Origin of the sequence: Halopseudomonas oceani, assembly GCF_002903165.1 — a bacterium.
GTDB lineage: Bacteria > Pseudomonadota > Gammaproteobacteria > Pseudomonadales > Pseudomonadaceae > Halopseudomonas > Halopseudomonas oceani.
This window is the reverse complement of sequence record NZ_PPSK01000017.1, coordinates 63,188-85,346: the sequence shown is the minus strand read 5'-3', so window position 1 is coordinate 85,346 and position 22,159 is coordinate 63,188. Positions and strand designations below refer to the sequence as shown.

General features: G+C 60.8%; 18 protein-coding genes. 9 read left to right on the top strand and 9 right to left on the bottom strand.

Features of this window, described 5'->3' with window-relative positions; translation table 11 throughout:
- Positions 1-57 precede the first annotated feature (57 nt).
- Positions 58-2,385, bottom strand: a complete 2,328-nt coding sequence (gene mrcB, locus C1949_RS15385; protein ID WP_104739354.1) for a penicillin-binding protein 1B — start codon at positions 2,383-2,385, stop codon at positions 58-60.
- Between the two features lie 123 nt (positions 2,386-2,508).
- On the opposite strand from mrcB, the gene C1949_RS15380 reads away from it, so the two are divergent.
- The 3 genes from C1949_RS15380 to C1949_RS15370 all read left to right on the top strand — a co-directional run bounded on the left by C1949_RS15380 (position 2,509) and on the right by C1949_RS15370 (position 5,506).
- Entirely contained in the window at positions 2,509-4,053 is a 1,545-nt protein-coding gene (locus C1949_RS15380; RefSeq protein WP_104739353.1) for a bifunctional aminoglycoside phosphotransferase/ATP-binding protein, read from the top strand.
- Positions 4,054-4,252: 199 nt separating this feature from the next.
- On the top strand, positions 4,253-4,534 hold the full coding sequence (locus C1949_RS15375) for a TfoX/Sxy family protein (RefSeq protein WP_104739352.1): 282 nt from the start codon (positions 4,253-4,255) through the stop codon (positions 4,532-4,534).
- Positions 4,535-4,708: 174 nt separating this feature from the next.
- The gene (locus tag C1949_RS15370; protein ID WP_104739351.1) at positions 4,709-5,506 is read left to right on the top strand and encodes a cyclic nucleotide-binding domain-containing protein; all 798 of its coding nucleotides are present in this window, start codon (positions 4,709-4,711) and stop codon (positions 5,504-5,506) included.
- A 223-nt stretch (positions 5,507-5,729) separates the two neighbouring features.
- On the opposite strand, the gene C1949_RS15365 is transcribed toward C1949_RS15370, so the two are convergent.
- The 3 genes from C1949_RS15365 to C1949_RS15355 are packed head-to-tail and all read right to left on the bottom strand — an operon-like array spanning position 5,730 to position 11,442.
- On the bottom strand, positions 5,730-7,151 hold the full coding sequence (locus C1949_RS15365) for an efflux transporter outer membrane subunit (protein ID WP_104739350.1): 1,422 nt from the start codon (positions 7,149-7,151) through the stop codon (positions 5,730-5,732).
- Entirely contained in the window at positions 7,148-10,282 is a 3,135-nt protein-coding gene (locus tag C1949_RS15360; RefSeq protein ID WP_104739349.1) for an efflux RND transporter permease subunit, read from the bottom strand. Before C1949_RS15360 ends, C1949_RS15365 begins: the two co-directional genes overlap by 4 nt.
- An 11-nt stretch (positions 10,283-10,293) precedes the next feature.
- Positions 10,294-11,442, bottom strand: coding sequence for an efflux RND transporter periplasmic adaptor subunit (locus C1949_RS15355; protein WP_104739348.1), 1,149 nt, complete (start codon positions 11,440-11,442; stop codon positions 10,294-10,296).
- Positions 11,443-11,627: 185 nt separating this feature from the next.
- On the opposite strand from C1949_RS15355, the gene C1949_RS15350 reads away from it, so the two are divergent.
- Positions 11,628-12,269, top strand: a complete 642-nt coding sequence (locus C1949_RS15350; RefSeq protein ID WP_104739347.1) for a TetR family transcriptional regulator — start codon at positions 11,628-11,630, stop codon at positions 12,267-12,269.
- Here C1949_RS15350 and C1949_RS15345 read toward each other — a convergent pair.
- The 3 genes from C1949_RS15345 to C1949_RS15335 are packed head-to-tail and all read right to left on the bottom strand — an operon-like array spanning position 12,266 to position 14,962.
- Positions 12,266-13,144, bottom strand: a complete 879-nt coding sequence (locus tag C1949_RS15345; protein ID WP_104739346.1) for a ChaN family lipoprotein — start codon at positions 13,142-13,144, stop codon at positions 12,266-12,268. The two genes, C1949_RS15350 and C1949_RS15345, sit on opposite strands and share 4 nt — an antisense overlap.
- A gap of 7 nt (positions 13,145-13,151) precedes the next feature.
- Positions 13,152-13,916: a heme ABC transporter ATP-binding protein gene (locus C1949_RS15340; protein ID WP_104739345.1), complete on the bottom strand. Its 765-nt coding sequence runs from the start codon at positions 13,914-13,916 to the stop codon at positions 13,152-13,154.
- Positions 13,916-14,962 (bottom strand): FecCD family ABC transporter permease, encoded by a 1,047-nt coding sequence (locus C1949_RS15335; RefSeq protein ID WP_104739344.1) that lies wholly within the window; start codon positions 14,960-14,962, stop codon positions 13,916-13,918. Before C1949_RS15335 ends, C1949_RS15340 begins: the two co-directional genes overlap by 1 nt.
- A gap of 128 nt (positions 14,963-15,090) precedes the next feature.
- Here C1949_RS15335 and C1949_RS15330 point away from each other — a divergent pair, with 128 nt between their 5' ends.
- A complete protein-coding gene (locus tag C1949_RS15330; RefSeq protein WP_104739343.1) occupies positions 15,091-15,441 on the top strand; it encodes a Rieske (2Fe-2S) protein in 351 nt (116 codons plus the stop codon).
- On the opposite strand, the gene sfsA is transcribed toward C1949_RS15330, so the two are convergent.
- Together sfsA and C1949_RS15320 are read right to left on the bottom strand one after the other, a co-directional pair.
- Positions 15,436-16,143: a DNA/RNA nuclease SfsA gene (gene sfsA / locus C1949_RS15325; RefSeq protein ID WP_104739365.1), complete on the bottom strand. Its 708-nt coding sequence runs from the start codon at positions 16,141-16,143 to the stop codon at positions 15,436-15,438. The two genes, C1949_RS15330 and sfsA, sit on opposite strands and share 6 nt — an antisense overlap.
- Complete coding sequence (locus tag C1949_RS15320) at positions 16,143-17,324, bottom strand: pyridoxal phosphate-dependent aminotransferase (RefSeq protein WP_104739342.1); 1,182 nt, start codon at positions 17,322-17,324, stop codon at positions 16,143-16,145. The genes sfsA and C1949_RS15320 overlap by 1 nt, the downstream gene beginning before the upstream one ends.
- A 219-nt stretch (positions 17,325-17,543) precedes the next feature.
- On the opposite strand from C1949_RS15320, the gene dksA reads away from it, so the two are divergent.
- From dksA to C1949_RS15300, 4 genes are all read left to right on the top strand, one after another.
- Positions 17,544-17,987 (top strand): RNA polymerase-binding protein DksA, encoded by a 444-nt coding sequence (dksA, locus tag C1949_RS15315; protein WP_104739341.1) that lies wholly within the window; start codon positions 17,544-17,546, stop codon positions 17,985-17,987.
- A gap of 52 nt (positions 17,988-18,039) precedes the next feature.
- Positions 18,040-18,930 (top strand): tRNA glutamyl-Q(34) synthetase GluQRS, encoded by an 891-nt coding sequence (gene gluQRS, locus C1949_RS15310; protein ID WP_104739340.1) that lies wholly within the window; start codon positions 18,040-18,042, stop codon positions 18,928-18,930.
- 89 nt (positions 18,931-19,019) lie between these two features.
- On the top strand, positions 19,020-19,196 hold the full coding sequence (locus tag C1949_RS15305; protein ID WP_090475058.1) for a hypothetical protein: 177 nt from the start codon (positions 19,020-19,022) through the stop codon (positions 19,194-19,196).
- A complete protein-coding gene (locus C1949_RS15300; protein ID WP_104739339.1) occupies positions 19,180-22,131 on the top strand; it encodes a sensor histidine kinase in 2,952 nt (983 codons plus the stop codon). The genes C1949_RS15305 and C1949_RS15300 overlap by 17 nt, the downstream gene beginning before the upstream one ends.
- Positions 22,132-22,159: the final 28 nt, after the last annotated feature.

The window sequence follows — 22,159 nt, the reverse complement described above, 5'->3', positions numbered from 1 at the left end:
GTTTGATCCTCTACTCATTCATCAAAGCTGGAAGTACGACAGCATACTGAGCGATGCTCAACGCAGCCAGTCGCGAATGGTATCCAGCACTCGATTCGCCCCATCCTGCAGCACCTCGGTATCGATCACCGGACGACAGCCCGGCCCAGGCAGGGGCTCGTATCCTGCCCGGAAATGCACTTCCACACTGCCCTCACAAGACGGGTCACTGCCAAGTCCGGTAGCCGGATCAGCCCATGCCGTTACGATTTCTGCCGGCGGCACCGCCGACAGACTTTGCGGATGTGCCTGCCCCATGAACGCATTCCACACCTGCAGCGCCCCCGTGGCACCGGTCAGACGTGTCCGATCATTGTCGTCACGGCCAACCCAGGAAACCGCAACCAAGTCGTCGGAGAAGCCGGCAAACCAGCTGTCGCGCAGATCATTGGTGGTCCCCGTCTTGCCCGCCAGTCGCACATTGGACGGTACGAAACGATAGGCGGAGCGACCGGTCCCCTCGGTCATGACATGACTCATGGCTTCCTGGGTAAGAAAGATGGTCGCCGAATCAAAGCGCTGGCGCACCTCGAACGGATAGCGCTTAAGCGGCTCCCCCTCGGCCGTCAGCACATTGCGGATCGCTCGCAGCGGTGTATTGAAGCCGCCATTGGCGATTGTCTGGAACATGTCCGCAACCTGCATCGGAGTCATGGATCCTGAGCCCAGGAGCATCGCGGGATAGGCCGGCCAGTCATGATCGACGCCCAACCGACGCACCGTATTCAGGACGTTGTCCACTCCGACATCCATACCAACTCGCACCGCCGCCTGGTTATAGGACTTGGCCAACGCCAGATAGAGCGGCACCTGACCATGGCTCTGGCGATCGTAGTTCTGCGGCGTCCAGGTATTGCCGGGCTCGGCGTCCAGGGTAATCGGCTCATCATCAATCGGGGTGATCAGCGAATAGCGCTCTGGCTTCTCCAGCGCCGTCAGATAGATTGCCGGCTTAATCAGCGACCCGATTGGCCGCGAGGCATCAAGCGCCCGGTTGAAGCCGGAAAAACGCGGGTTGCTACCCCCGACCAGCGCCAGCACCTCACCGGTCTGCGCGCCAGTCACCACCATTGCTCCCTCCAGCGGTTGCTTATCCGGCGTTTCGCCAAATCGCTTGAGGGTGGTCTGAACAGCGTCCTCCGCCTTTTTCTGCAGCAGCGGATCGAAACTGGTAAAGATGCGCAGCCCCTCGCTGGTCAAGTCCTCGTCACGGTAGTCTTCGCGCAGCTGACGCTTGACCAGGTCCATGAACGCCGGGTAGCTGGTATTGGCCATACTGCCACCAACGGTCACGTCAAGCGGCTTGGCCTTGGCATCATTTGCCTGCTGCTGGCTGATCATGCCTTGCTCTGCCATCAGGTCCAGCACCAGATTGCGCCGCGTGGTGGCGCGCTCGGGGTTGCGGCGCGGGTTGTAATAGGACGCGCCCTTAACCATCCCGACCAGCAGCGCGACCTGATGAAGCTTTAACTCCTGCAACGGCTGAGCAAAGTAATACTGACTGGCCAGACCAAACCCGTGCACTGCCCGGTTGCCATCCTGACCGAGGAAGACCTCGTTCAAATACGCCTCAAGAATGTCTTCCTTGCTGTAGTGCACCTCCAGCAGCACCGCCATCATCGCTTCAAGCCCCTTGCGGACGATGTTGCGGTCTGCCGACAGGAAGAAGTTCTTCACTAGTTGCTGAGTGAGCGTACTGCCGCCCTGCTGCAAGCTGCCGGTGGTCAGGTTGACGAACATCGCGCGGGCGATGCCCTTCGGCGAGACACCGAAGTGATTGAAGAAATCACGATCCTCAACCGCGACCAACGAGTCAACCAGATAGGGCGGAGCCTGATCCAGCCGGATCAGAATGCGATCTTCGTTATGCGCAGGGTAAATGCCGCCGATCATCAACGGCTCCAGCCGCGCCATAACCAGATCGCCATTGCCACGGATGCTGCTGATGGTCGACCCGTTAAACTGGACACTGACCCGCTGGGCAGGCTCGGCTCCCTCGAAGAACTGGAAGCCACGGGTGTACACATCAATACGGCTGCTGCCGACCGACATTTGGCCTGGTCCATCAGCCGCGTTGGTTTGCCGGTACCCCAACGCACGCAGCTCGGTCAGAAAGTCATCACGCGTCAGCGCGCGCCCGGCATACAGCTCAAGTGGCCTGGCAAACACTTTGGCGGGGACCGCCCAGCGCTTGCCTGAGAATTTCTCCTGCACAATGGCATCCAGATAAACCGCCAGCGCCCCGAGCAGCACCATTCCAACCAGCCCCAGCTTGAGCAACCAGCCCCAGAGCCGGCTTCTGCCTTTGGCCTTTCCCTTGCCTCGCGATCTGCGTTTATTAGCCATCGTTATCTGTGTTACTCCGCATCCGTTGTGCCCGTAGCCTGTGCTTCGGGTCATTGCCCATGGTTGGCCTCGGACCAGCCAACCCGCATAATGTTCGCATTGCCGACCAAACAAGGAAACGTCGTGAGCCAGACCCTGTTAACTGCGCTGCAGAACCCTGACCTGTATGACCACCCAGTGAGCGGTTTTACTCTGATCGAAACCCATATTTCCTGGGTGCTGCTGACCGGCGACTATGTCTACAAGGTCAAGAAGCCCGTCAACTTTGGCTTTCTGGACTTTTCCACCCTGGCCCAACGCGAGCACTTCTGCCGCGAGGAAGTGCGCCTCAACCGCCGTCTGGCCCCCGAACTCTACCTTGGCGTCGTCCCCGTTACCGGCAGCGAACAGGCGCCGGTCATCGGGGGGGACGGCCAAGCCATCGAATACATGGTCAAGACTCGACAGTTCCGCCAGGAAGACCTGCTCGGCAACCTGCAACGCGCTGGCGGCCTGACAGCATCACACATTGATCAACTGGCGGTGGTCCTGGCTCGTTTTCACGGCCAGATCGACCATGCCGAACTCGATACCCCGTTCGGCGCCCCGGAACAGGTACATGCCCCGGTTGCGCAAAACTTTGAGCAGATCCGTCCCTTTCTGAGCAGCACCCAGGACCTTGAGCAGCTCGAGGCGCTTGAACAGTGGGCGAATACTACCTATCAGCGGCTGATTCCCCAAATCGCAGAACGCAAAGCCACCGGCATGGTTCGCGAATGTCACGGCGACGTCTACCTGGACAACGTTACCCTGATCGACGGTCAAGTGACCCTGTTTGACTGCATTGAGTTCAACGAGCCGTTTCGCTGGACCGACGTCATGGCCGACGTCGCCTTCATGAGCATGGACCTTGAGGACCGCGGCCTGCACACGCTGTCGAACCGCTTCCTCAGCGCCTACCTGGAGCAGACTGGAGACTACCAGGGGCTGGCCGTACTCAACTACTACAAAGCCTATCGCGCCATGGTGCGCGCCAAGGTTGCCCTGTTCGGCCTGCACGACGACATGACCGCGGAGCAGCGTGCCGCTGCCATGCAGCGTTACTACGGCTATGCCGCGCTGGCTGAGCGCTACAGCGAACTGGCTCCGCGCTTCGGACTGCTGACCTTCGGCGTCTCCGGCAGCGGCAAGAGCACACTGGCCGTCAAGCTGGTCGAGCAGCTCGGCGCCATCCGCCTTCGCTCCGATGTCGAGCGCAAGCGTCTGTTTGGCGGTGAAGAGAGCGCCGAACTGGACTCGGGACTGTACAGCCCCGAGCGCAGCGAACAAACCTACCGTCGCCTGGCCAACCTGGCCGCCCAAACGCTGGGCAACGGTTATCCGGTTATTGTTGACGCCACCCACCTGATACGAAGCCAGCGGCAAATGCTGCGCGACGCCATTGAGGGCCAGGGTGCTCCCTGCCTGGTACTACACTGCGACGCGCCGCAGCAGACCGTCGAGCAGTGGCTGGTAGAACGCCAGCAACAGGGTACCGATGTGTCAGATGCCGGCATCGATGTCATGCGCCATCAACTGCAATCAATGGAACCTCTGACCGACGAAGAAAAGCGACTTTCGCTGAGCATCGACACCAGCAGCGAAGACGCCATGAGCGGCATTGCCGAGCAACTCCGCCAACGCCTGTAAGGCCCATCAGCCGTCGGCTGTACGGATAGGACATGGCGTTCTACACTGGGGTTCGGGAACTCTAAGAACAAAAGCCGAACCCGACGCCATGCCGCAAAAACAACTGCGCCCGGTCCCAGCACCGGGCTCTCCCCTTCGCTTGCCCGCCCAGCGCATGTGGGCACCATCCAGTAACAGCAACCAGAGCGGGAGCTGAATCATGGAAACGGACGAACTGCTGGGCCTGCGCAACCTCGGAAAGACATCGGCGCAGTGGCTGCACGCCACCGGCATCCACACCCTTGACCAACTCCGCCAGCTGGGCCCTGTTGATGCCTACCGGGCTGTTCGCGCCCGTGGCTTTAACGCTTCAAAAGCACTGATGTTCTCTATTGCCGGAGCCCTGCAGAATGTCCACTGGAACGAGCTGGACCCGGGCTACAAGCAGCAACTGCTAGAGCAACTGGAAGGGCAGTCAGACATCGACAGCGAGCCGGATTAAGCGACCTGGCTCACACTGGCACAGCGATCATCTTGCGCCGCTTAAGGGCCGGCTTTTATGTTGGCGTCATACAGCCAGACTGCGTTAATGTAGGGCCGTCCTGCAGCGATGAGACGTCCGTCAGACCAAGGGACACCAGCAGTTCGTCGGGACAACAACAAAAGGAATTCAGCCATGTATCTGATAGGTGACCAGCCCCCGTACGCCGAAAAGCTCATCAGCTCGCTTCAGCGTATCCCGGAACTTTTGCTCGAAGGACTCGAGCCATGCGGCGAGCCTGTCGAACTGGGAGCAGTAGACGACCTCTACGAACACGTTAGCGGAGCTCAGCTCTATCTGCTCAAAAGCGGTCTGTTGCACGCCCTGATCGACGGTAAACCCCTGTTCTACATCCAGGAAGGAGACCTGATCGGCCTGCGCCAGGGGCTTAATGCGGCCCCCTGCACCTATCTCAGCGAGGAGCCGCTGGTTCTGGTGCCCTACGACCGCGAAGCGCTGTTCAAGCATATCCACGCAGACAGTCGCCGCCAGGAGCAGTTTACCCAGTACATTCTTGGCCAGGCGGCCTTGATGTCTGATGCACTCGCTCACACCAAGCAGCCAGAAGTGCGCCCGGTTACCGGCTTCCAACACTTCGCCCCAGGTGCCGAGCTGATCCGTCAGGGCGACGAAGCCGATCACGTTTTCATTATCACCGAAGGGCACGCCGAGGCCTTTGTTCAAGGCATCAAGGTTGGCGATGTCCAGAAGGACGAAATTTTCGGCGCCATGGCCCTGTTTACCCGGGAGAAGCGCTCGGCCACCGTCATTGCCAGCGTACCGACTACCGTCATGATGATTCCCAAGGAGCAGTTCCTTGCCCTGATGCAGAGCAACCCGCGTATCGCTCACAGCCTGATCGAAAGCATGGCGCGCCGCATCGACCTGATGAACAAGGAACTGACCCACTATAAGCAGCAGGCAGCAAAATAATTCGCATTTGAGCTTGACACTCAAATGATAACGTTTATCATTAGCAACAAGTCATCGCGAGATGGCTGTGATAACAGGATTGTCGCGAGACAAACGGTTATCTCCTCATCAGGCTAATCACGGATTTCGCCCGCTCACTGAGCGGGCATTTTTTGCCTGCAGAACACAAACAAAAACGCCGCCCAACCAATGTTGGGCGGCGTTTTTTCCTACCTACCGTCGCCTAGCCTTCTGCGCTGACGGCCTGCTCGGTTCCAGGCTCGGCGAAGTCGCCACCACCCAAGGCCTTGTACAGACTGATTTCACTGAGCAGCTGGCCCAGGCGATCCGAGATGACACTCTGCCTGGCCTCGAACAGCTGACGCTGGGCGTCGAGCAGGGTCAGGTAGCTGTCGACCCCGATGTTGTAACGCCGATCAGCCAGTCGGTAATACTCCTCCGATGCCTCCAGCAGCGCACGCTGCGCGGTCAACTGTTCGACGTAGGTCTTGCGCGCATCCAGACCGTCGGCCACTTCACGGAACGCGCTCTGGATAACCCCCTCGTACTGCGCAACCTGCTGGTTACGGCTGATCTCGGCATAGTCCAGACTTGCCTTCAAAGCGCCGGCCCGGAAGATCGGTACGCTGATACTCGGCGAGAACGTCCAGTACTCAGAACCGCTACCAAACAGATCAGACAACTGACTGCTTGCCGTACCAGCGGCACCGGTCAAGCTGATACTTGGGAAGAACGCCGCCTTGGCCGCCCCAATGCTTGCGTTCACCGACAGCAGTTGGTGCTCGGCCTGCAGCACGTCAGGCCGGCGATAGAGCACCTCGGAAGACAAGCCAACCGGCAGTTCGGCCAATACCTGCTCATCCAGCAATAGCGGGTTATCGGCGGTGGCGGACCACGGTTGACCTACCAGCACGGTCAGCGCATTCCGGTCCTGGGCAACCTGTCGCTCATAGCGCGACAGCGCCACTCTGGCCGACTCAACTGCGGTACGCGCCTGCGCCAGCTGTAGACTGGATGCCACTCCAACCTCGTTGCTGCGCTTGGTCAACGCATAGCTTTCTTCAAAAGCCTTCAGCGTATCGGCGGTTACATTCAGCAGCGCCTGATCGGCCTGCAGTGTCAGATAAGTACTGGCAACATTAGCGACCAGACTGATCTGCACGCCGCGCCGCGCTTCGTCGCTGGCGAGGAAATCCTGCAGCGCCTGCTCGCGCAGACTGCGAATTCGACCAAACAGATCCAACTCCCAGGAGACGCCAAGTGTGGCCGAGTACTGGGAGCTGATACGGTGCTCTCCACCATTGGACAGATCACCTGGCGTGCGTGTGCGGGTCCCGTTGCCATTGGCATCGACCTGCGGGTACACCTCGGCACCCTGGATGTCATACAGCGCGCGGGTGGCCTGCACGTTCAAGGCTGCCACACGCAGGTCACGGTTATTCTCCAGCGCCACACCGATCAGCCGTTGCAGCTCCGGATCCCGGAAGAAACTGCGCCAACCAATAAGCTGAGTCTGTTCAAGACGCTGATCGGCGCCTTCAGTCCAGTTGGCGGGCACCGGCGACGCCGGACGCTCATACTCGGGAATCAGCGAGCAGCCGCTCAGTGCGGTCAGAACCGCCAGGCTCAATACGCAGCGTTTCACTGTTCATCCTCCGCATTTTCAGTCTTGCCTTTTCTTTCGGTAAACCACTGGGTTACCAGCACATAGAACAGCGGCACCCAGAAAATCGCCAACACCGTGGCCGTCATCATGCCGCCGATCACACCAGTACCAATCGCGTGCGAGCTGCCAGCCCCGGCACCGGAAGCCAGCGCCAAAGGCACAACCCCCAGGGTGAAGGCCAGCGAGGTCATGATAATTGGCCGCAGACGCAGACGGCAGGCCTCTACCGCAGCCTTGCTGATACTCATCCCCTGTTCATGCAGATCCTTGGCGAACTCAACGATCAGAATCGCGTTCTTGGCGGTCAGACCGATGGTCGTCAACAGGCCGACCTGGAAGAACACATCATTGGACAGACCACGCCCCAGCGTTGCCAACAGTGCACCGATGACACCGAGCGGCACCACCAGCATAACCGCCAACGGAATCGACCAGCTCTCGTAAAGCGCTGCCAGGCAGAGGAATACAACGATCAACGACAGTGCATACAGCGCCGGAGCCTGATCACCGGACAGGCGCTCTTCGAACGACAACCCGGTCCAGGACAGGCCAACACCCTTGGGTAACTGCTGCCCCAGGCGTTCAATCTCGGCCATTGCATCACCGGTACTGAACCCCGGAGCCGGCTCACCCTGAATCTCCATCGCCGGTACACCGTTGTAGCGCGACAGCTTTGGCGAGCCGTAGACCCACTCGCCAGTAGCAAAGGCGCTGAACGGCACCATATCGCCGCTGCTGTTGCGGACGAACCACTTCTGCAAATCCTCCGGATTCATCCGCGCGTCAGCCTGGCCTTGGAGATAGACCTTCTTGACCCGGCCACGGTCGATGAAGTCGTTGACATAACTGGAGCCCCAGGCAATCGACAGCGTCTGGTTGATGTCAGCCAGCGACAGGCCCAGTGCACTCGCCTTCTCGTCGTCGATCAGCAGCTGAAACTGCGGCTGGTCGTCCTGACCGTTCGGGCGCACATTCGCCAGTATGTCGCTTTGCGCAGACATACCCAGCAACTGGTTGCGCGCCTGCATCAGCACATCATGACCAACCCCGGCATTATCCTGCAGATAGACGTTGAAACCGGATGCGGTTCCCAGCTCCATCACTGCTGGCGGAGCAAAGGCAAACACCATCGCATCACGGAAGCCGAAGAAGTGCTGTTGTGCCCGCTGTTGCAGGGCAAACACACTCAGCTCAGGTGCCTGGCGCTCTTCCCATGGTTTCAGGCCGACAAACGCCATGCCCGCACTCTGACCACGACCAGCAAAGTTGAAACCGGTGACCGTGAACACCGAACTGACCGTGTCGGATTCCTGCTCCAGCAGGTAGGTACGCATGGCGTCAACCGTCTGCTGAGTACGCTCAGCACTCGAGCCAACCGGCGCCTGGACCTGCACATACAACACGCCCTGGTCTTCGTCAGGCAGGAAGGAGGTGGGCAGGCGGGTAAACAGGAACGCCATCAGGCCGACGATCACCAGATACAGCAGCAGATACGGTGCTTTGCGCTGCAGAATCGAGGCCACGCTGCTCTCGTAACGCTTCACACCGCGATCGAAAGTGCGGTTGAACCAGCCAAAGAAGCCACGCTCGGCTTGGGTGTGTCCCTTCTGCACCGGCTTGAGGATGGTCGCGCACAGCGCCGGCGTGAAGATCAGCGCCACCAGCACCGACAGAATCATCGCCGAGGCAATGGTGATCGAGAACTGTCGGTAGATGACCCCGGTGGAGCCGCCGAAGAACGCCATCGGCAGGAATACCGCCGAGAGCACCAGACCGATACCGACCAGCGCCCCCTGAATCTGCCCCATCGAACGGCGTGTCGCTTCCAGCGGCGACAACCCTTCTTCGGCCATGACCCGCTCAACGTTCTCCACCACCACGATAGCGTCATCCACCAGCAGCCCGATCGCCAGCACCATGGCGAACATGGTCAGGATGTTGATGGTGAAACCGAAGGCTGACAGCAGGCCGAAGGTGCCCAGCAAGACGACTGGCACGGCCAGCGTCGGGATCAGCGTCGCGCGGAAGTTCTGCAGGAACAGGTACATCACCAGGAACACCAGCACCACCGCTTCGAACAGGGTATGCACAACCCCCATGATCGACTCGGAGACCACTGGCGAGGTGTCGTACGGGAAGACGACCTTCATGCCTTCAGGGAAGAACGGCTCAAGGTCTGCAATGGTCTTACGGATCGCCTTGGCGGTCTCCAGCGCATTGGCACCGGTTGCCAGCTTGATCGCCAAACCGGAAGCAGGCATACCGTTATACAACGCGGAGATACTGGCATCCTGAGCCCCCAGCTCAACAGTCGCCACGTCGCCGAGACGCACCTGGGAGCCGTCGCTGTTCACCTTGAGCAGAATGTCGCGGAACTGCTCCGGCGTCTGCAGTCGGGTCTTGCTCAGAATGGTCGCGTTCAACTGCTGGCCAGGCACCGCCGGCAAGCCGCCGAACTGCCCCGCAGACACCTGAACGTTCTGCGCCTTGACCGCAGTACTGACGTCACCCGGCGTCAGGTTAAAGCTGTTGAGTTTGGCCGGATCCAGCCAGATTCGCATCGCATAGGGCGCACCGAATACCTGAAAGTCACCGACACCCTGGGTCCGCGAAATCGGATCCTGAATGTTGGAGACGATGTAATCAGCCAGGTCAAAGCGATCCATGCTGCCATCTTCGGAGACAACGCCGATAACCATGAGGAAGTTGCGCACCGATTTAGTCACCCGGATGCCTTGCTGCTGAACTTCCTGCGGCAGCAACGGTGTCGCCAGTTGCAGTTTGTTCTGCACCTGAACCTGAGCAATATCCGGATCAACCCCCTGATTGAAGGTTACGGTGATCGACATGCTGCCGTCGGAGTTGCTGTCCGAGGAAATGTAGCGCAACCCGTCGATCCCGTTGAGTTGCTGCTCAATAACCTGAACAACGGTGTCCTGAACCGTCTGCGCCGATGCCCCCGGATAGGAGACGGAAATACCCACCGCCGGTGGGGCGATGCTGGGGTACTGGTTGATAGGCAGCTTGAGAATCGCCAACCCACCTACCAGCATGATGACCAGTGCGACCACCCAGGCAAAGATCGGGCGGTCGATGAAAAATCTCGACATGGTTCGCTTCCTTACTGATCAGCGGTGGGCTGAGCGGCGTTGTCCTGTTGCTCGGCGACATTGCCCGCCGGCTTGACGGTTACCGGCGCACCTGGACGGATATACTGCAGGCCTTCGGTGATCAGTTGATCACCCTCGTTCAGGCCCGACACGATCAGCCAGCGGTTGCCAACGGTGCGATCGGTCACAACGTCACGCTGCTCAACCTTGCCATCGGCGTTGACCACCATGGCGGTAGCGTTACCGCGTGGAGTACGCGTAATGCCCTGCTGCGGAGCCAGAATGGCGTCGCTCTTGGCCCCCGCAACCAGCTTGGCATGAACGAACATGCCCGGCAGCAACAAACGATCAGGGTTGGGGAAAACAGCTCGCAGCGTCACCGAGCCGGTACTTTCATCAACGCTGACTTCAGAGAATTCCAGCTTGCCCTCTTCACTGTAGGTACTGCCGTCCTCCAGTATCAGAGTGACACTTGCAGCGTTGTCGCCAGCGCGCTGCAGGCGGCCCGCTTCAAGATCACGACGCAAGTTCAGCATTTCGCGCGACGACTGGGTGATGTCCACATAGATTGGATCAAGCTGCTGAATGGTCGCCAGTTGCTGGCTCTGGCCACTGGTTACCAGCGCCCCTTCACTGACCGCAGAACGGCCGATACGGCCACTGATCGGCGCAAGAACCTTGGTGTAGCGCACATTGATGCGCGCCTCATCCAATGCTGCCTGTGCTTGCAGGCTGGCAGCGCGCGCTTCATCAAATTCCTGCTGGCTGACCGCATTCTCCTTGACCAGAATACCGTAGCGCTCCGCAAGTGAACGGGTTGAAAGACTGCTGGCTTCTGCACTCTTCAGCGCAGCACGGTAGATATCGTCGTCGATCTGGTAGAGCTGCTGTCCTTCCTCAACCTCAGCGCCTTCGCTGAACAGACGCTTTTCCAAAATACCGTTCACCTGGGGACGGACCTCCGCAATCCGATAGGCTGTAGTGCGGCCCGGCAGGTCGCTGGTCAGCACAAAGTGCTCAGCCTTGAGCGTTACCACACCAACCGGCGTAGCCTGTTGTTCCTGCTGCTCGCTTGGCTGCTCGGATTCCTGGCAGGCGCTGATCAACAGAGTGGAGACTAGAAGTGGAAGAAGAGCCGCGCGAACTGGCTTCATCGGCATGGGGAGTCCTCGTAAAAAACCGTAGTGACTGAATTCTGCGAACGCCCCTGCAACCCATCCGGGAGAGGCACGAGTGATTGGCGCACAATATACTTACATTCACACCTGTCTGTAAATTGTTTTAGCCTTACGCTAACATTAGCTCACAACTTGGCCCCCAGCGGCTTCCCAGACCAGAGACTTGCATGGCCAGACGCACTAAAGAAGAAGCCTTTGAAACCCGAGAAAGCATCCTGGATGCTGCGGAAAAGTGCTTTCACGAAAAAGGGGTTTCGCGCACCTCGCTGAGCGAGATCGCGCAGGCTGCAGGCGTTACCCGAGGCGCAATCTACTGGCACTTTCAGGACAAGGCCGACCTGCTAGATGCCCTGTTCGAGCGTATCCAGCTGCCTATGGCACCGCTCAATCAGGCCGCTCATGATGCCAGCGCAAGCAATCCACTCGAACGCTTCCGAGAGCTGCTGGTTACCGTCTTAAAGCGTCTGGAGTCCGACCCGGCCGCGCGGCGAGTCAACGAGATTCTGCTGCTCAAGTGCGATTACGTAGAAGCTCCCTGCACACAAAAGAAACACCTGCAGAGCATGAACAAGCACCATGACGACAACCTGCGCACATCGCTGCTGCTCGCTATGGCCAGTGGCGAGCTTCCGGCCGACCTGGATCTTGAGATGGCACTATTCTGCGCCCACTCCTTCATCTACGGCATTCTGCATCAATGGTTGATGCAGCCCCAGCAACTCAGCCTGGTTGAGCGTGCCGATGACATTGCCGCCACCCTGCTGGACATGTTGCGTGACAGCCCTCACCTGCGCAGCAAAAGCCCTTAATCCTCCCTCCCTTGACGCATCTGCTCACAGTAATCCTGCTCTGGCAGCGATGGCGCCAGCCAGATGTAATCAGCCTGGTCTCGACCAGACAGCGCAGTGCCCACCTCTGACAACAGCACCACCACCGGCTGCGGCCCCCAGGCTGACTGCCAGTGCAATGGCACACCCAGGTCCCGGCGCGCATGGTAAGCCCCCGAAATGAGCAGTGCCGGCGCTGGAGCCTGTGCCAGGATCTCGGCCATACGTACATCCCGCGCATGCTGGATGCTGAGCATCGGTGCGACCTGCGCCGGTTCGATCAGGCCGCAATGGCTGTCGACAATGATCTGTTCAAGTTGCTGACGGACCGCTGCCGAATATCCCAGGACCTGCGTCTGGGGATCGCGGTAAAGGGTCATCAACTGGTCACGATCCAGATTGGCCGCGAGCAGACGTTGCGGTATCGCCAGCCCCCAGCGCACCAGAGGCCCGTACAGTTTCCAGTCCCAGCCCGGCTGCCAGTCAAGCCGCTCGTTCAGCTCGGCATCGGCCGGCAACAAGGCGCCTTGCAGCGCGTCCACCCGTGACTGTTGTGACGGTTGCAGCATCTCCATCACCAGCGCACCCTGCTCGCGACGTGCCCGCAATTGCTCCAGCAGCCAGAGCTGGAGCGCATGATGGTCCGGGTGATCGTGACGCTCACCGACAATCACCCGCGGTTGCTCTGCCAGCAGGTCAACCAGTTGGCTCGGTTCCAGCCAACGCTCGGCACGGGTATCCCAGACCTGCCCCAGATGCGGATCGTCGTGTCCGCCAGCCGCCTGCCAGGCGGGTAACACATCGGCGAGCGCCGAGTAACTGCACAGCAACGCGAGGATCAGTGCCAGTACCTTCATAACCACCTCAGAGAATGATCATTGGACAATCCTGCAATGGGTGCCGCTGTACCTGCACGGATACCCCGAACACCCGCCCGATACGCTCAGCCTCAAGCACCTCCCAGGGCTCCCCCAATGCATCCAGCTGCCCCTGATGTAGCAGCAGAACCCGATCAGCGAAGGCTGCTGCCAGATTCAGGTCATGCAGCACCACCAGCACGCTGAGCCCCTTAGCGGCCATGGCTCGGGCTTGCTGCATGATCAATTGCTGATGGGCAAGGTCCAGTGATGCGGTCGGCTCGTCGAGCAGCAAACACCCCTGCTCGCCGGCGTCCCAAACCTGCGCCAGCACGCGGCCCAGATGAGCTCGCTGCCGCTCGCCACCGGACAGGGTCAGGTAACTGCGCCTAGCCAGATGACTGACATCTGCTGCCGCCATCGCCTGCGCGCAGATGAACCGATCCTGCTGGGCACCCGCGGCATGGGGCATCCGGCCCAGAGCCACCACTTCCTCGACCCGAAAGGGAAACACCAATTCGGACTGCTGCGGCAGTACTGCCAGACAACGCGCACGCTCAAGCGCGGGCCAGTCGTCCAGGACACGCGCACCCAGCTTCACCCGGCCGCTATCGGGCCTAAGCTCACCGCTCAGCGCTGCCAGCAGCGTACTTTTGCCCGCACCGTTGGTGCCGAGCACAGCCATCACCTCTCCCGCCCGCAGATCAAACGACAGCCCCGCCAGCACGGGCCGGCCGCCGCGGCTGCAACTTAGCCCCTCTACGCCAATCATCAGAAAGCTCCCTGGCGCCGCACGCGCATCAACAGTGACAGGAAGAACGGCGCCCCAAGCAGCGCGGTGATGATTCCCAATGGCAGTTCGGCCGGCGCCAGCAGCAGCCGTGCAACCACATCCGACAGCAACAGCAGGGCCGCCCCCAGCAGCATCGAAGCGGGCAACAGCCAGCGATGGTCCGGACCAAGCAACAAGCGCACCAGATGCGGCACCACCAGGCCAACAAAACCGATCAGGCCGCAAGCGGCCACACAGGCCCCCACCCCAAGCGCCGTCAGCAGCACCAACTCACGCTTGACCCGCTCCACTTCAACCCCCAAGTGGCGCGCCTCGGACTCGCCCAGCAGCAGCGCGTTCAAGGCCGGCGCCAGCCGCGGCAACCGCCACCACACCGGTGCACAACAAAGCGCCAGCAACCCGACTCGCGCATAGTCAGCACCGGCCAGGCTGCCCATATTCCAGAACGTCAGCGTGCGCAGCATGCTGTCATCCGCCAGATAGCTGAGCAAGCCGACCAGCGCACCGCTGATGGCGGTAATGGCGATGCCAGCCAGCAACATGCTGGCTACCGAGGTCCCTTGCATGGACTGGCCCAGCCGATAAACCAGAGCGGTACAGGCGGCACCACCAGCAAAGGCACCCAGCACGGTCAAATAGGGCTGCCAACCAGCAACCAGTGAGCCAGCAAGCACGGAACCCAGCACAATAACCGCTGCAGCACCCAGCGCCGCGCCACTGGAGATACCAATCAAGCCAGGGTCGGCCAACGGGTTGCGAAACAGGCCCTGCATGGCTGCCCCAGTCAACGCCAGCGTGGCCCCGGCAACCGCGCCCATCAGCAACCGCGGCAGGCGAATCTGTTCGACGATCAGTTGCTGGTCCGCAGGCACCGCGCTGGCTCCCAGTCGCCAGAACAGCGCCCGCAGCGTATCCGCCGGCGCAATGCTGACCGGCCCAAGCGCCAGCGATAGCAGGCAGGCCAGCAGCAGCAGAATCAATAACAATGTCAGTACCAGCCGCTTGTTGCGTGGCTGCAGCACCATGGCTAATTCCTGTTACGAGTCAGTGGCGAGCGCGCCACCGGTGAGAGGTCTGCCAGCATACCGGGCGCAGACACGTCCGTCATGACGACAACTGGCTTTCCCTTGGCTGCCAACGGATAATCAGCGCCATGTCTGACGATGACGTTAAACCACAGCCCCTGTGCCACCTGGACGACCTGCCCCTGCGCGGCAGCAAGGGTGTAATCCACCAGGGACAGTCACTGTTCCTAGTCCGCCAGGGCGAGCAGGTCTATCTGTACGAGAATCGCTGCCCGCACCGCGGCATCAGCCTGGAGTGGGTGCCGGACCAGTTCCTCGACAACTCCGGTCGCCTAATTCAGTGCGCGACCCACGGCGCGCTGTTTCTACCGGAAAACGGCGAGTGCGTTGCCGGTCCCTGCGTTGGCCAGTCACTGCGCCAGCTGCACTGCCACATCAGCAACGGTCACATCTGGCTGGACGACGAGCAGCCGTCATAACAGCACCGGCAGCGCGCCACGCACCTGCATTCCATCCGGCTCCGGCCAGACCGACCACGCCAGCACTTCGACACCGGCTGCCGCCGCCTCGCGCAGCAGTCGGCCGTACTCCGCGTCAACCTCATCCGCAGGGCGCACCCGTTCAATGCCAGAGTGCATAACGCAGAACAGCAGACAGGCACGCCGCCCCCCCTGCACCACATCCATCAGCTCGCGTAGATGCTTCTGGCCTCGCGCGCTGACCGCGTCCGGGAAGGCGCCCACACCGTTGCCCAACGCCAGGGTTACGCTCTTCACCTCAACAACACACGCCGGCAAGGCGCCGCCTGACAACAAAAAGTCGAAGCGGCTGGTACCGCCGGGCAAACGGACCTCGGCACGCTGCTCAGGGTAGCCCGCCAACGGTGTGATCACCCCCTGCTGCAGCGCCTGCCCGACCACCCGGTTGGCCCGCGCGCTGTGAATGCAGGCCAGTTGGCCTGGGCCGATCTCAACCAGTTCCCAGGTACCCGGCAGCTTGCGCCCGGGCTTGAAGTCCAGCGTGACCCAAACCCGATCGCCGGGCTGACCGCAATTACGCATCGAGCCCGTGTTCGGGCAATGCACTGTCAGCTCTTGGCCATCCGGCAAACGAATATCTGCCAGAAAGCGCTTGTAGCGACGCAGCAGCGTTGCCTCCTGCAACGGCGTCTCGAACGGAATCAACATGCCGGCGACCAGCTGTCCAACGCTCGGGCAATGCGCTCTACCGCCTGCTCCAACCGCTCCAGCGAGGTGGTGTAGGCCAGCCGCAAATGCTGTTCTGCACGGTGATGACCAAAGTCCAGGCCAGGGGTCAACGCGACAAACTCGCGCTCAATCACATGTTGGCAGAATCCCGCGCTGTCGCCGCCCAAGGCCTGCATGTCAGCATATAAATAGAAGGCTCCCTGTGGCGTAACCGGCACCTTGAAGCCAAGTTCACGCACCGCAGGCAACAGGAAATCGCGCCGTGCCTGAAAGGCCCCACGGCGAATTTCACAAATCTCACGGCTCTCTTCATTGAAAGCAGAAAGGGCCGCCTGCTGCGCCATGTGTGGCGCACAGATGTAGAGGTTCTGCGCTAGCTTTTCCAGCTCGGGTACCGCAGCTTCTGGCGCCACCAGCCAGCCAAGGCGCCAGCCGGTCATACCAAAGTACTTGGAGAAACTGTTAAGCACAAAGGCGTCATCAGCCACCTCCAGCACCGACGACGCGTCGACGCCGTAGGTCAGGCCGTGGTAGATCTCATCAACGATCAACTCGGCGCCAAGACGACGGCAAGTCGCGGACAGGGCAGCCAACTCCTCTCGCGACAGCAAGGTGCCGGTCGGATTGGCCGGCGATGCCGCCAGCACGGCAACACAGTCGCTGTCCCAGTGCTGCTCGATCAGTTCCGGCGTCAGCTGATAGTTGGTTTCCGGTCCGGTCGGCACCAGTACCGCGCGCCCTTCAACCAGCCGCAAAAAATGACGATTACACGGATAGGCCGGATCCGCCATCAGCACTTTGCGGCCCGGCTCGACCAGCAGTGCGCTGACCAACAGTAACGCTGCTGAACCACCAGGTGTGACCACCACCCGCGCCGGGTCCAGCTCCAGGCCATGGCGCTGGCGATACAATCCGGCAATAGCGTCACGCAATGCAGGGAGCCCCAGAGCGGGGGTATAACCGGTGCAACCATCGGCCAGCGCCTGCTGACCCGCACGGATGATCGGCGCCGGCGTGGTGAAATCCGGCTCGCCAATTTCCATGTGAACGACATCACACCCCTGAGCCTCCAGCGCCCGGGCCCGCGCAAGCACGGCCATGACATGAAAAGGCTGAATTTCCTGAACCCGATGAGCCCAGCGCTGCTGCGACATAGAAAAATCCTGAAATGACGGCAAAAACGCCGATGATACCCTGCCAGAGCAGGGCTGACAGCGACGCCACATGCGCCGCCAAGCCTTCTGGCGGCAAACAGTAGCGCAGGCCATCAGGTTCTGGTAGTTTTGCCCGCTTGCAGGCTTTTGGCCGACGCACGTCAGGTTGAGTGGGTGGGACCTGAAACAGGAAGATAGAGCAACAAGTGAGGGGTTCTCATGCCCAGCAATGCCAAGCAGAAAACATCAATGTTGATCCGCGGCTTCGTTCCCTATCAGGAAAAGAAGGGCGAGGAATACATGAACGAGCAGCAGCTCGCGCATTTCGCCAACATCCTCAACGCCTGGAAACAGGAGCTGATGGAAGAAGTCGACCGCACCGTGCACCACATGCAGGATGAAGCGGCTAACTTCCCTGACCCCGCCGACCGGGCCAGTCAGGAAGAAGAGTTCAGCCTCGAACTGCGTGCCCGCGACCGCGAGCGCAAGCTGATCAAGAAAATTGACCAGACCCTGCAGCGCATCGAAGAGGATGACTACGGCTTCTGCGACTCCTGCGGCGTCGAGATCGGTATCCGTCGTCTGGAAGCACGTCCGACTGCAACTCTGTGCATCGATTGCAAGACCCTGGCAGAAATCAAGGAAAAGCAGGTCGGCAGCTGAGCCGGCCCGCTGTATTGCAGGCTGCCCCGCAGCCTGCAACACCCTTCCCCGCATGACCTCTCCCTACGTCGGGCGCTTCGCTCCCACCCCCAGCGGCCTGCTGCATTTCGGCTCACTGGTTGCCGCCCTCGCCAGCTATCTTGATGCCCGTCACGCCAACGGCCGATGGCTGATTCGCATCGAAGACCTGGACCAGACGCGCAGCCAACCTGAAGCAGAAGCCCAGATACTCCGCGCCCTGGAAGACTTTGGCCTTGAGCACGACGGGCAGATTGTGCGTCAGAGCGAGCGCCTGGAGCTGTATCGCACGCAGACCGAGCAGTGGCTGAATGAGGGATTGGCGTACTACTGCGATTGCCCGCGTAAGACGCTGCTGCAACACGGCCCGATCTATCCCGGCACCTGCGCTAAGCGTCAGCTGCCTGCGGCGGCCGATCACGCAGTCCGAGTGCGGGTCAGCGATCGCCCCATAACCTGCATCGACCGTCTGCAGCCACCGTTGACCCAAAACCTGGCCAGGGAGCTCGGCGACTTCATCATCCGCCGACGCGACGGGGTATACGCCTATCAGTTGGCGGTCGTGCTGGACGACATCAATCAGGGCGTGACCGATGTCGTGCGCGGCGCCGACCTGCTGGATTCGACTCCACGACAGCTTTGGCTGTATCAGTTACTCGGCCACACACCACCGCATTACCTGCATGTGCCGCTGATTGTTCGCCCTGATGGCGAGAAGCTGAGCAAGCGCCTGGGTTCCGCCGCACTCCAGCGTGAGCATGCCCCGACGACGCTCTGGCGCGCGCTGCGCGCCCTGGCCCAGCCAGTCCCAGAGTCACTGCGCGGTGCACCGGTGTCGGAGCTGCTGGCGTGGGGCATCAGCCACTGGCAACCCGAGCGCCTGCCACCCACCAACAGCCTGCTGGAAGCAAACCTGCCGAGTTGATTGCTTGGCAAGCCGGGTCGCTCTGATTACCATCACGGGCTGAACCGCGACACGCCCCCTCGGGACGTTGCCCCAACAGACGGATACCCATGTACATCTATCGACTGGTACTGCTGCTGGTAATCGGCATCTACCTGTTCTCCCCAGCCATCATGGACTGGTGGATAGAACCGCAGGGTGCCTGGTACCGACCCTACGTGCTATGGCTGATTCTGATCATTGCCGGCATGCTGCTACAGAGCCCAAAAGATGCCGACGAGCTTTGATCTCAGCCAACTGCTGCTGATCAGTATTGTTTATCTGATCCTGCTGTTCGGCGTCGCCTGGGCGACTGAAAACGGCCGCGTTCCGCGCGCCATTTTGCGCCACCCTGCGGTCTACACGCTGTCCCTCGGTGTCTACGCCAGCGCCTGGGCTTTCTACGGCACCGTCGGACTGGCCTACCAGTATGGTTACGGTTTTCTGACGTACTATCTCGGCGTCTGCGGCGCCTTTCTGCTGGCACCCGTGCTGCTCAACCCGATCCTGCGCATTACCCGTACCTACCAGCTGTCATCGCTGGCGGACCTGTTTGCCTTCCGCTTCCGCAGCACCTGGGCCGGGACGCTGACGACTATCTTCATGCTGGTCGGCGTACTGCCCCTGCTCGCCTTGCAGATTCAGGCCGTCGCCGACTCGGTGCAGATTCTGACCCAGGAATCCGGCCAGGGCACGGTGGCGCTCGGCTTCTGTGTGCTGATCATTCTGTTCGCCATTCTATTCGGAGCCCGCCATATCTCCGCCCGTGAAAAACACGAAGGCTTGGTGATGGCGATCGCTTTCGAGTCACTGGTCAAGCTGGTCTCCATCGGCGCGATAGGCCTGTACGCCCTTTACGTGGTTTTCGACGGCCCGCAGGGCCTGCAGCTCTGGCTCGACAGCAATCAGGAGGCCCTGATCACCCTGCACACCCCTCTGCAGGAAGGCCCCTGGCGCACCCTGCTATTGGTGTTCTTCTCCGCTGCCTTCGTGATGCCGCACATGTATCACATGGCTTTCACCGAGAACCTCAACCCCAGGGCGCTGGGCACAGCCAGTTGGGGGCTGCCGCTGTTTCTGCTGCTGATGAGCCTGGCGGTGCCGCCGATTCTCTGGGCTGGCCTGCACCTCGGCGTGCGCACCAACCCCGAATACTTCTCCCTCGGCCTGGGTGTCGCCGGCGGCTCCGAGTGGCTGTCACTGGTAGCCTTTATCGGCGGCCTGTCCGCAGCCAGCGGGCTGATCATCGTCATCACCCTGGCGCTGTCGGGCATGGTACTGAACCATCTGGTGCTGCCGCTCTATCAGCCGAGTGCCGACAACAACATCTACCGCTGGCTGTTGTGGACCCGGCGCACCCTGATCGCCGCGATCATCATGGCCGGTTACGGCTTCTACCGCCTGCTTGGCGCCGAGCAGGACCTGGCCAACCTGGGTATCGCCTCCTTCGTCGCCACTGTGCAATTTCTGCCGGGTACCCTGTCAGTGCTCTATTGGCCACAGGCCAACCGCCGCGGCTTCATCGGCGGCGTCATTGCTGGCATGCTGGTCTGGGCAGTCACTCTTCTGCTGCCTCTGGTCACCGAGCTGCCAGGCCTCAAGCTATTCGGCATCACCCTGACCTTCAACGCCGACACCTGGCACCTCGCTGCCATCACCTCGCTGGCGGTCAACGTAGTCGTACTGGCACTGGTCTCACTGTTTACCCAACGTTCCAGCGAGGAACAGAGCGCCGCCGAAGCCTGTTCTGTTGACAACGTCAGTCGCCCCCAGCGGATGCAACTGATGGCGTCCTCGCCTCAGGAGTTTGCCCAGCAACTGGCCAAACCGCTCGGTAACAAAACCGCACAGCATGAGGTCGAACAGGCACTGCGTGACCTCAAGCTGCCGTTTGATGAGCGCCGTCCCTATGCGCTGCGCCGCCTGCGCGACCGGCTGGAGGCCAACCTGTCCGGCCTGATGGGCCCATCGGTTGCGCAGGACATCATCGAGACCTTCCTGCCGTTCAAGATGGGTCGCGATGGCTACATGACCGAAGACATTCACTTCATCGAGAACCGGCTGGAGGACTACCACAGCCGACTGACCGGTCTGGCGGCAGAGCTTGACGCCCTGCGCCGCTATCACCGTCAGACGCTGCAACACCTGCCTATGGGGGTCTGCTCATTGGCACAGGACAACGAGATCCTGATGTGGAACCACGCCATGCAAGCGCTGACCGGCATCGATGCCGACAGCGTGATCGGCTCGCGCCTGAACAGCCTACCCACCGCCTGGCGCGAGCTATTCGAGCGTTTCGTCGATGATCAGGCCTCACACCTGCATAAGCAGAAACTGTCGGTCAACGGCCATACCCAGTGGCTGAGCCTGCACAAGGCGGCCATTGACGAACCGGGCTACGTCGGCGGTAGCGGCCTGGTACTGCTGGTCGAGGATCAGACCGAAAACCAGATGCTGGAAGAGGAGCTGATGCACTCCGAGCGCCTGGCCTCAATCGGCCGTCTGGCTGCCGGCGTCGCCCACGAGATTGGCAACCCGATTACCGGCATCGCCTGTTTGGCGCAGAATCTGCGTGACGAGTCAGAACAGTCCGAGTCACGCGAAGCGGCGGAGCAGATTCTCGACCAGACCCGGCGGGTCTCGCGCATCGTGCAGTCGCTGGTCAATTTTGCCCACGTTGGCAGCCGCCACCAGAACCCCAACGAACCGGTCGACCTGGCCTCCTGTACCAACGAAGCCATTCACCTGCTTTCGCTCAATCGCAGGGGGCCGGAGGTCAAGTATGTTAACCTGTGTCGGCCTGAGCATCTGGTCGCCGGTGACTCACAACGTCTGGTGCAGGTGCTGATCAACCTGCTGGGCAATGCCCGCGATGCCAGTCACAGTGGCGACACCATCACCATCGCCACGCAGGAAAACGAACATCAGGTGCTGCTGCAGGTAGAAGATCAGGGCGGCGGCATCGACAAGGAAATCATGGACCGGCTGTTCGAGCCGTTCTTCACTACCAAGGAACCAGGGACAGGCACCGGGCTCGGATTGGCACTGGTCTACTCCATCATCGAAGAGCATTATGGCCAGATAACTATCGACAGCCCGGTCGACCAGACAACCCAGCGTGGCACCCGCTTCACCATTACCCTGCCGCGCTATAGCATGAGCGGTAACGGCGCCCCTGCCTGAAGCTGTAACAGGCGCCGTCACCTGTGAG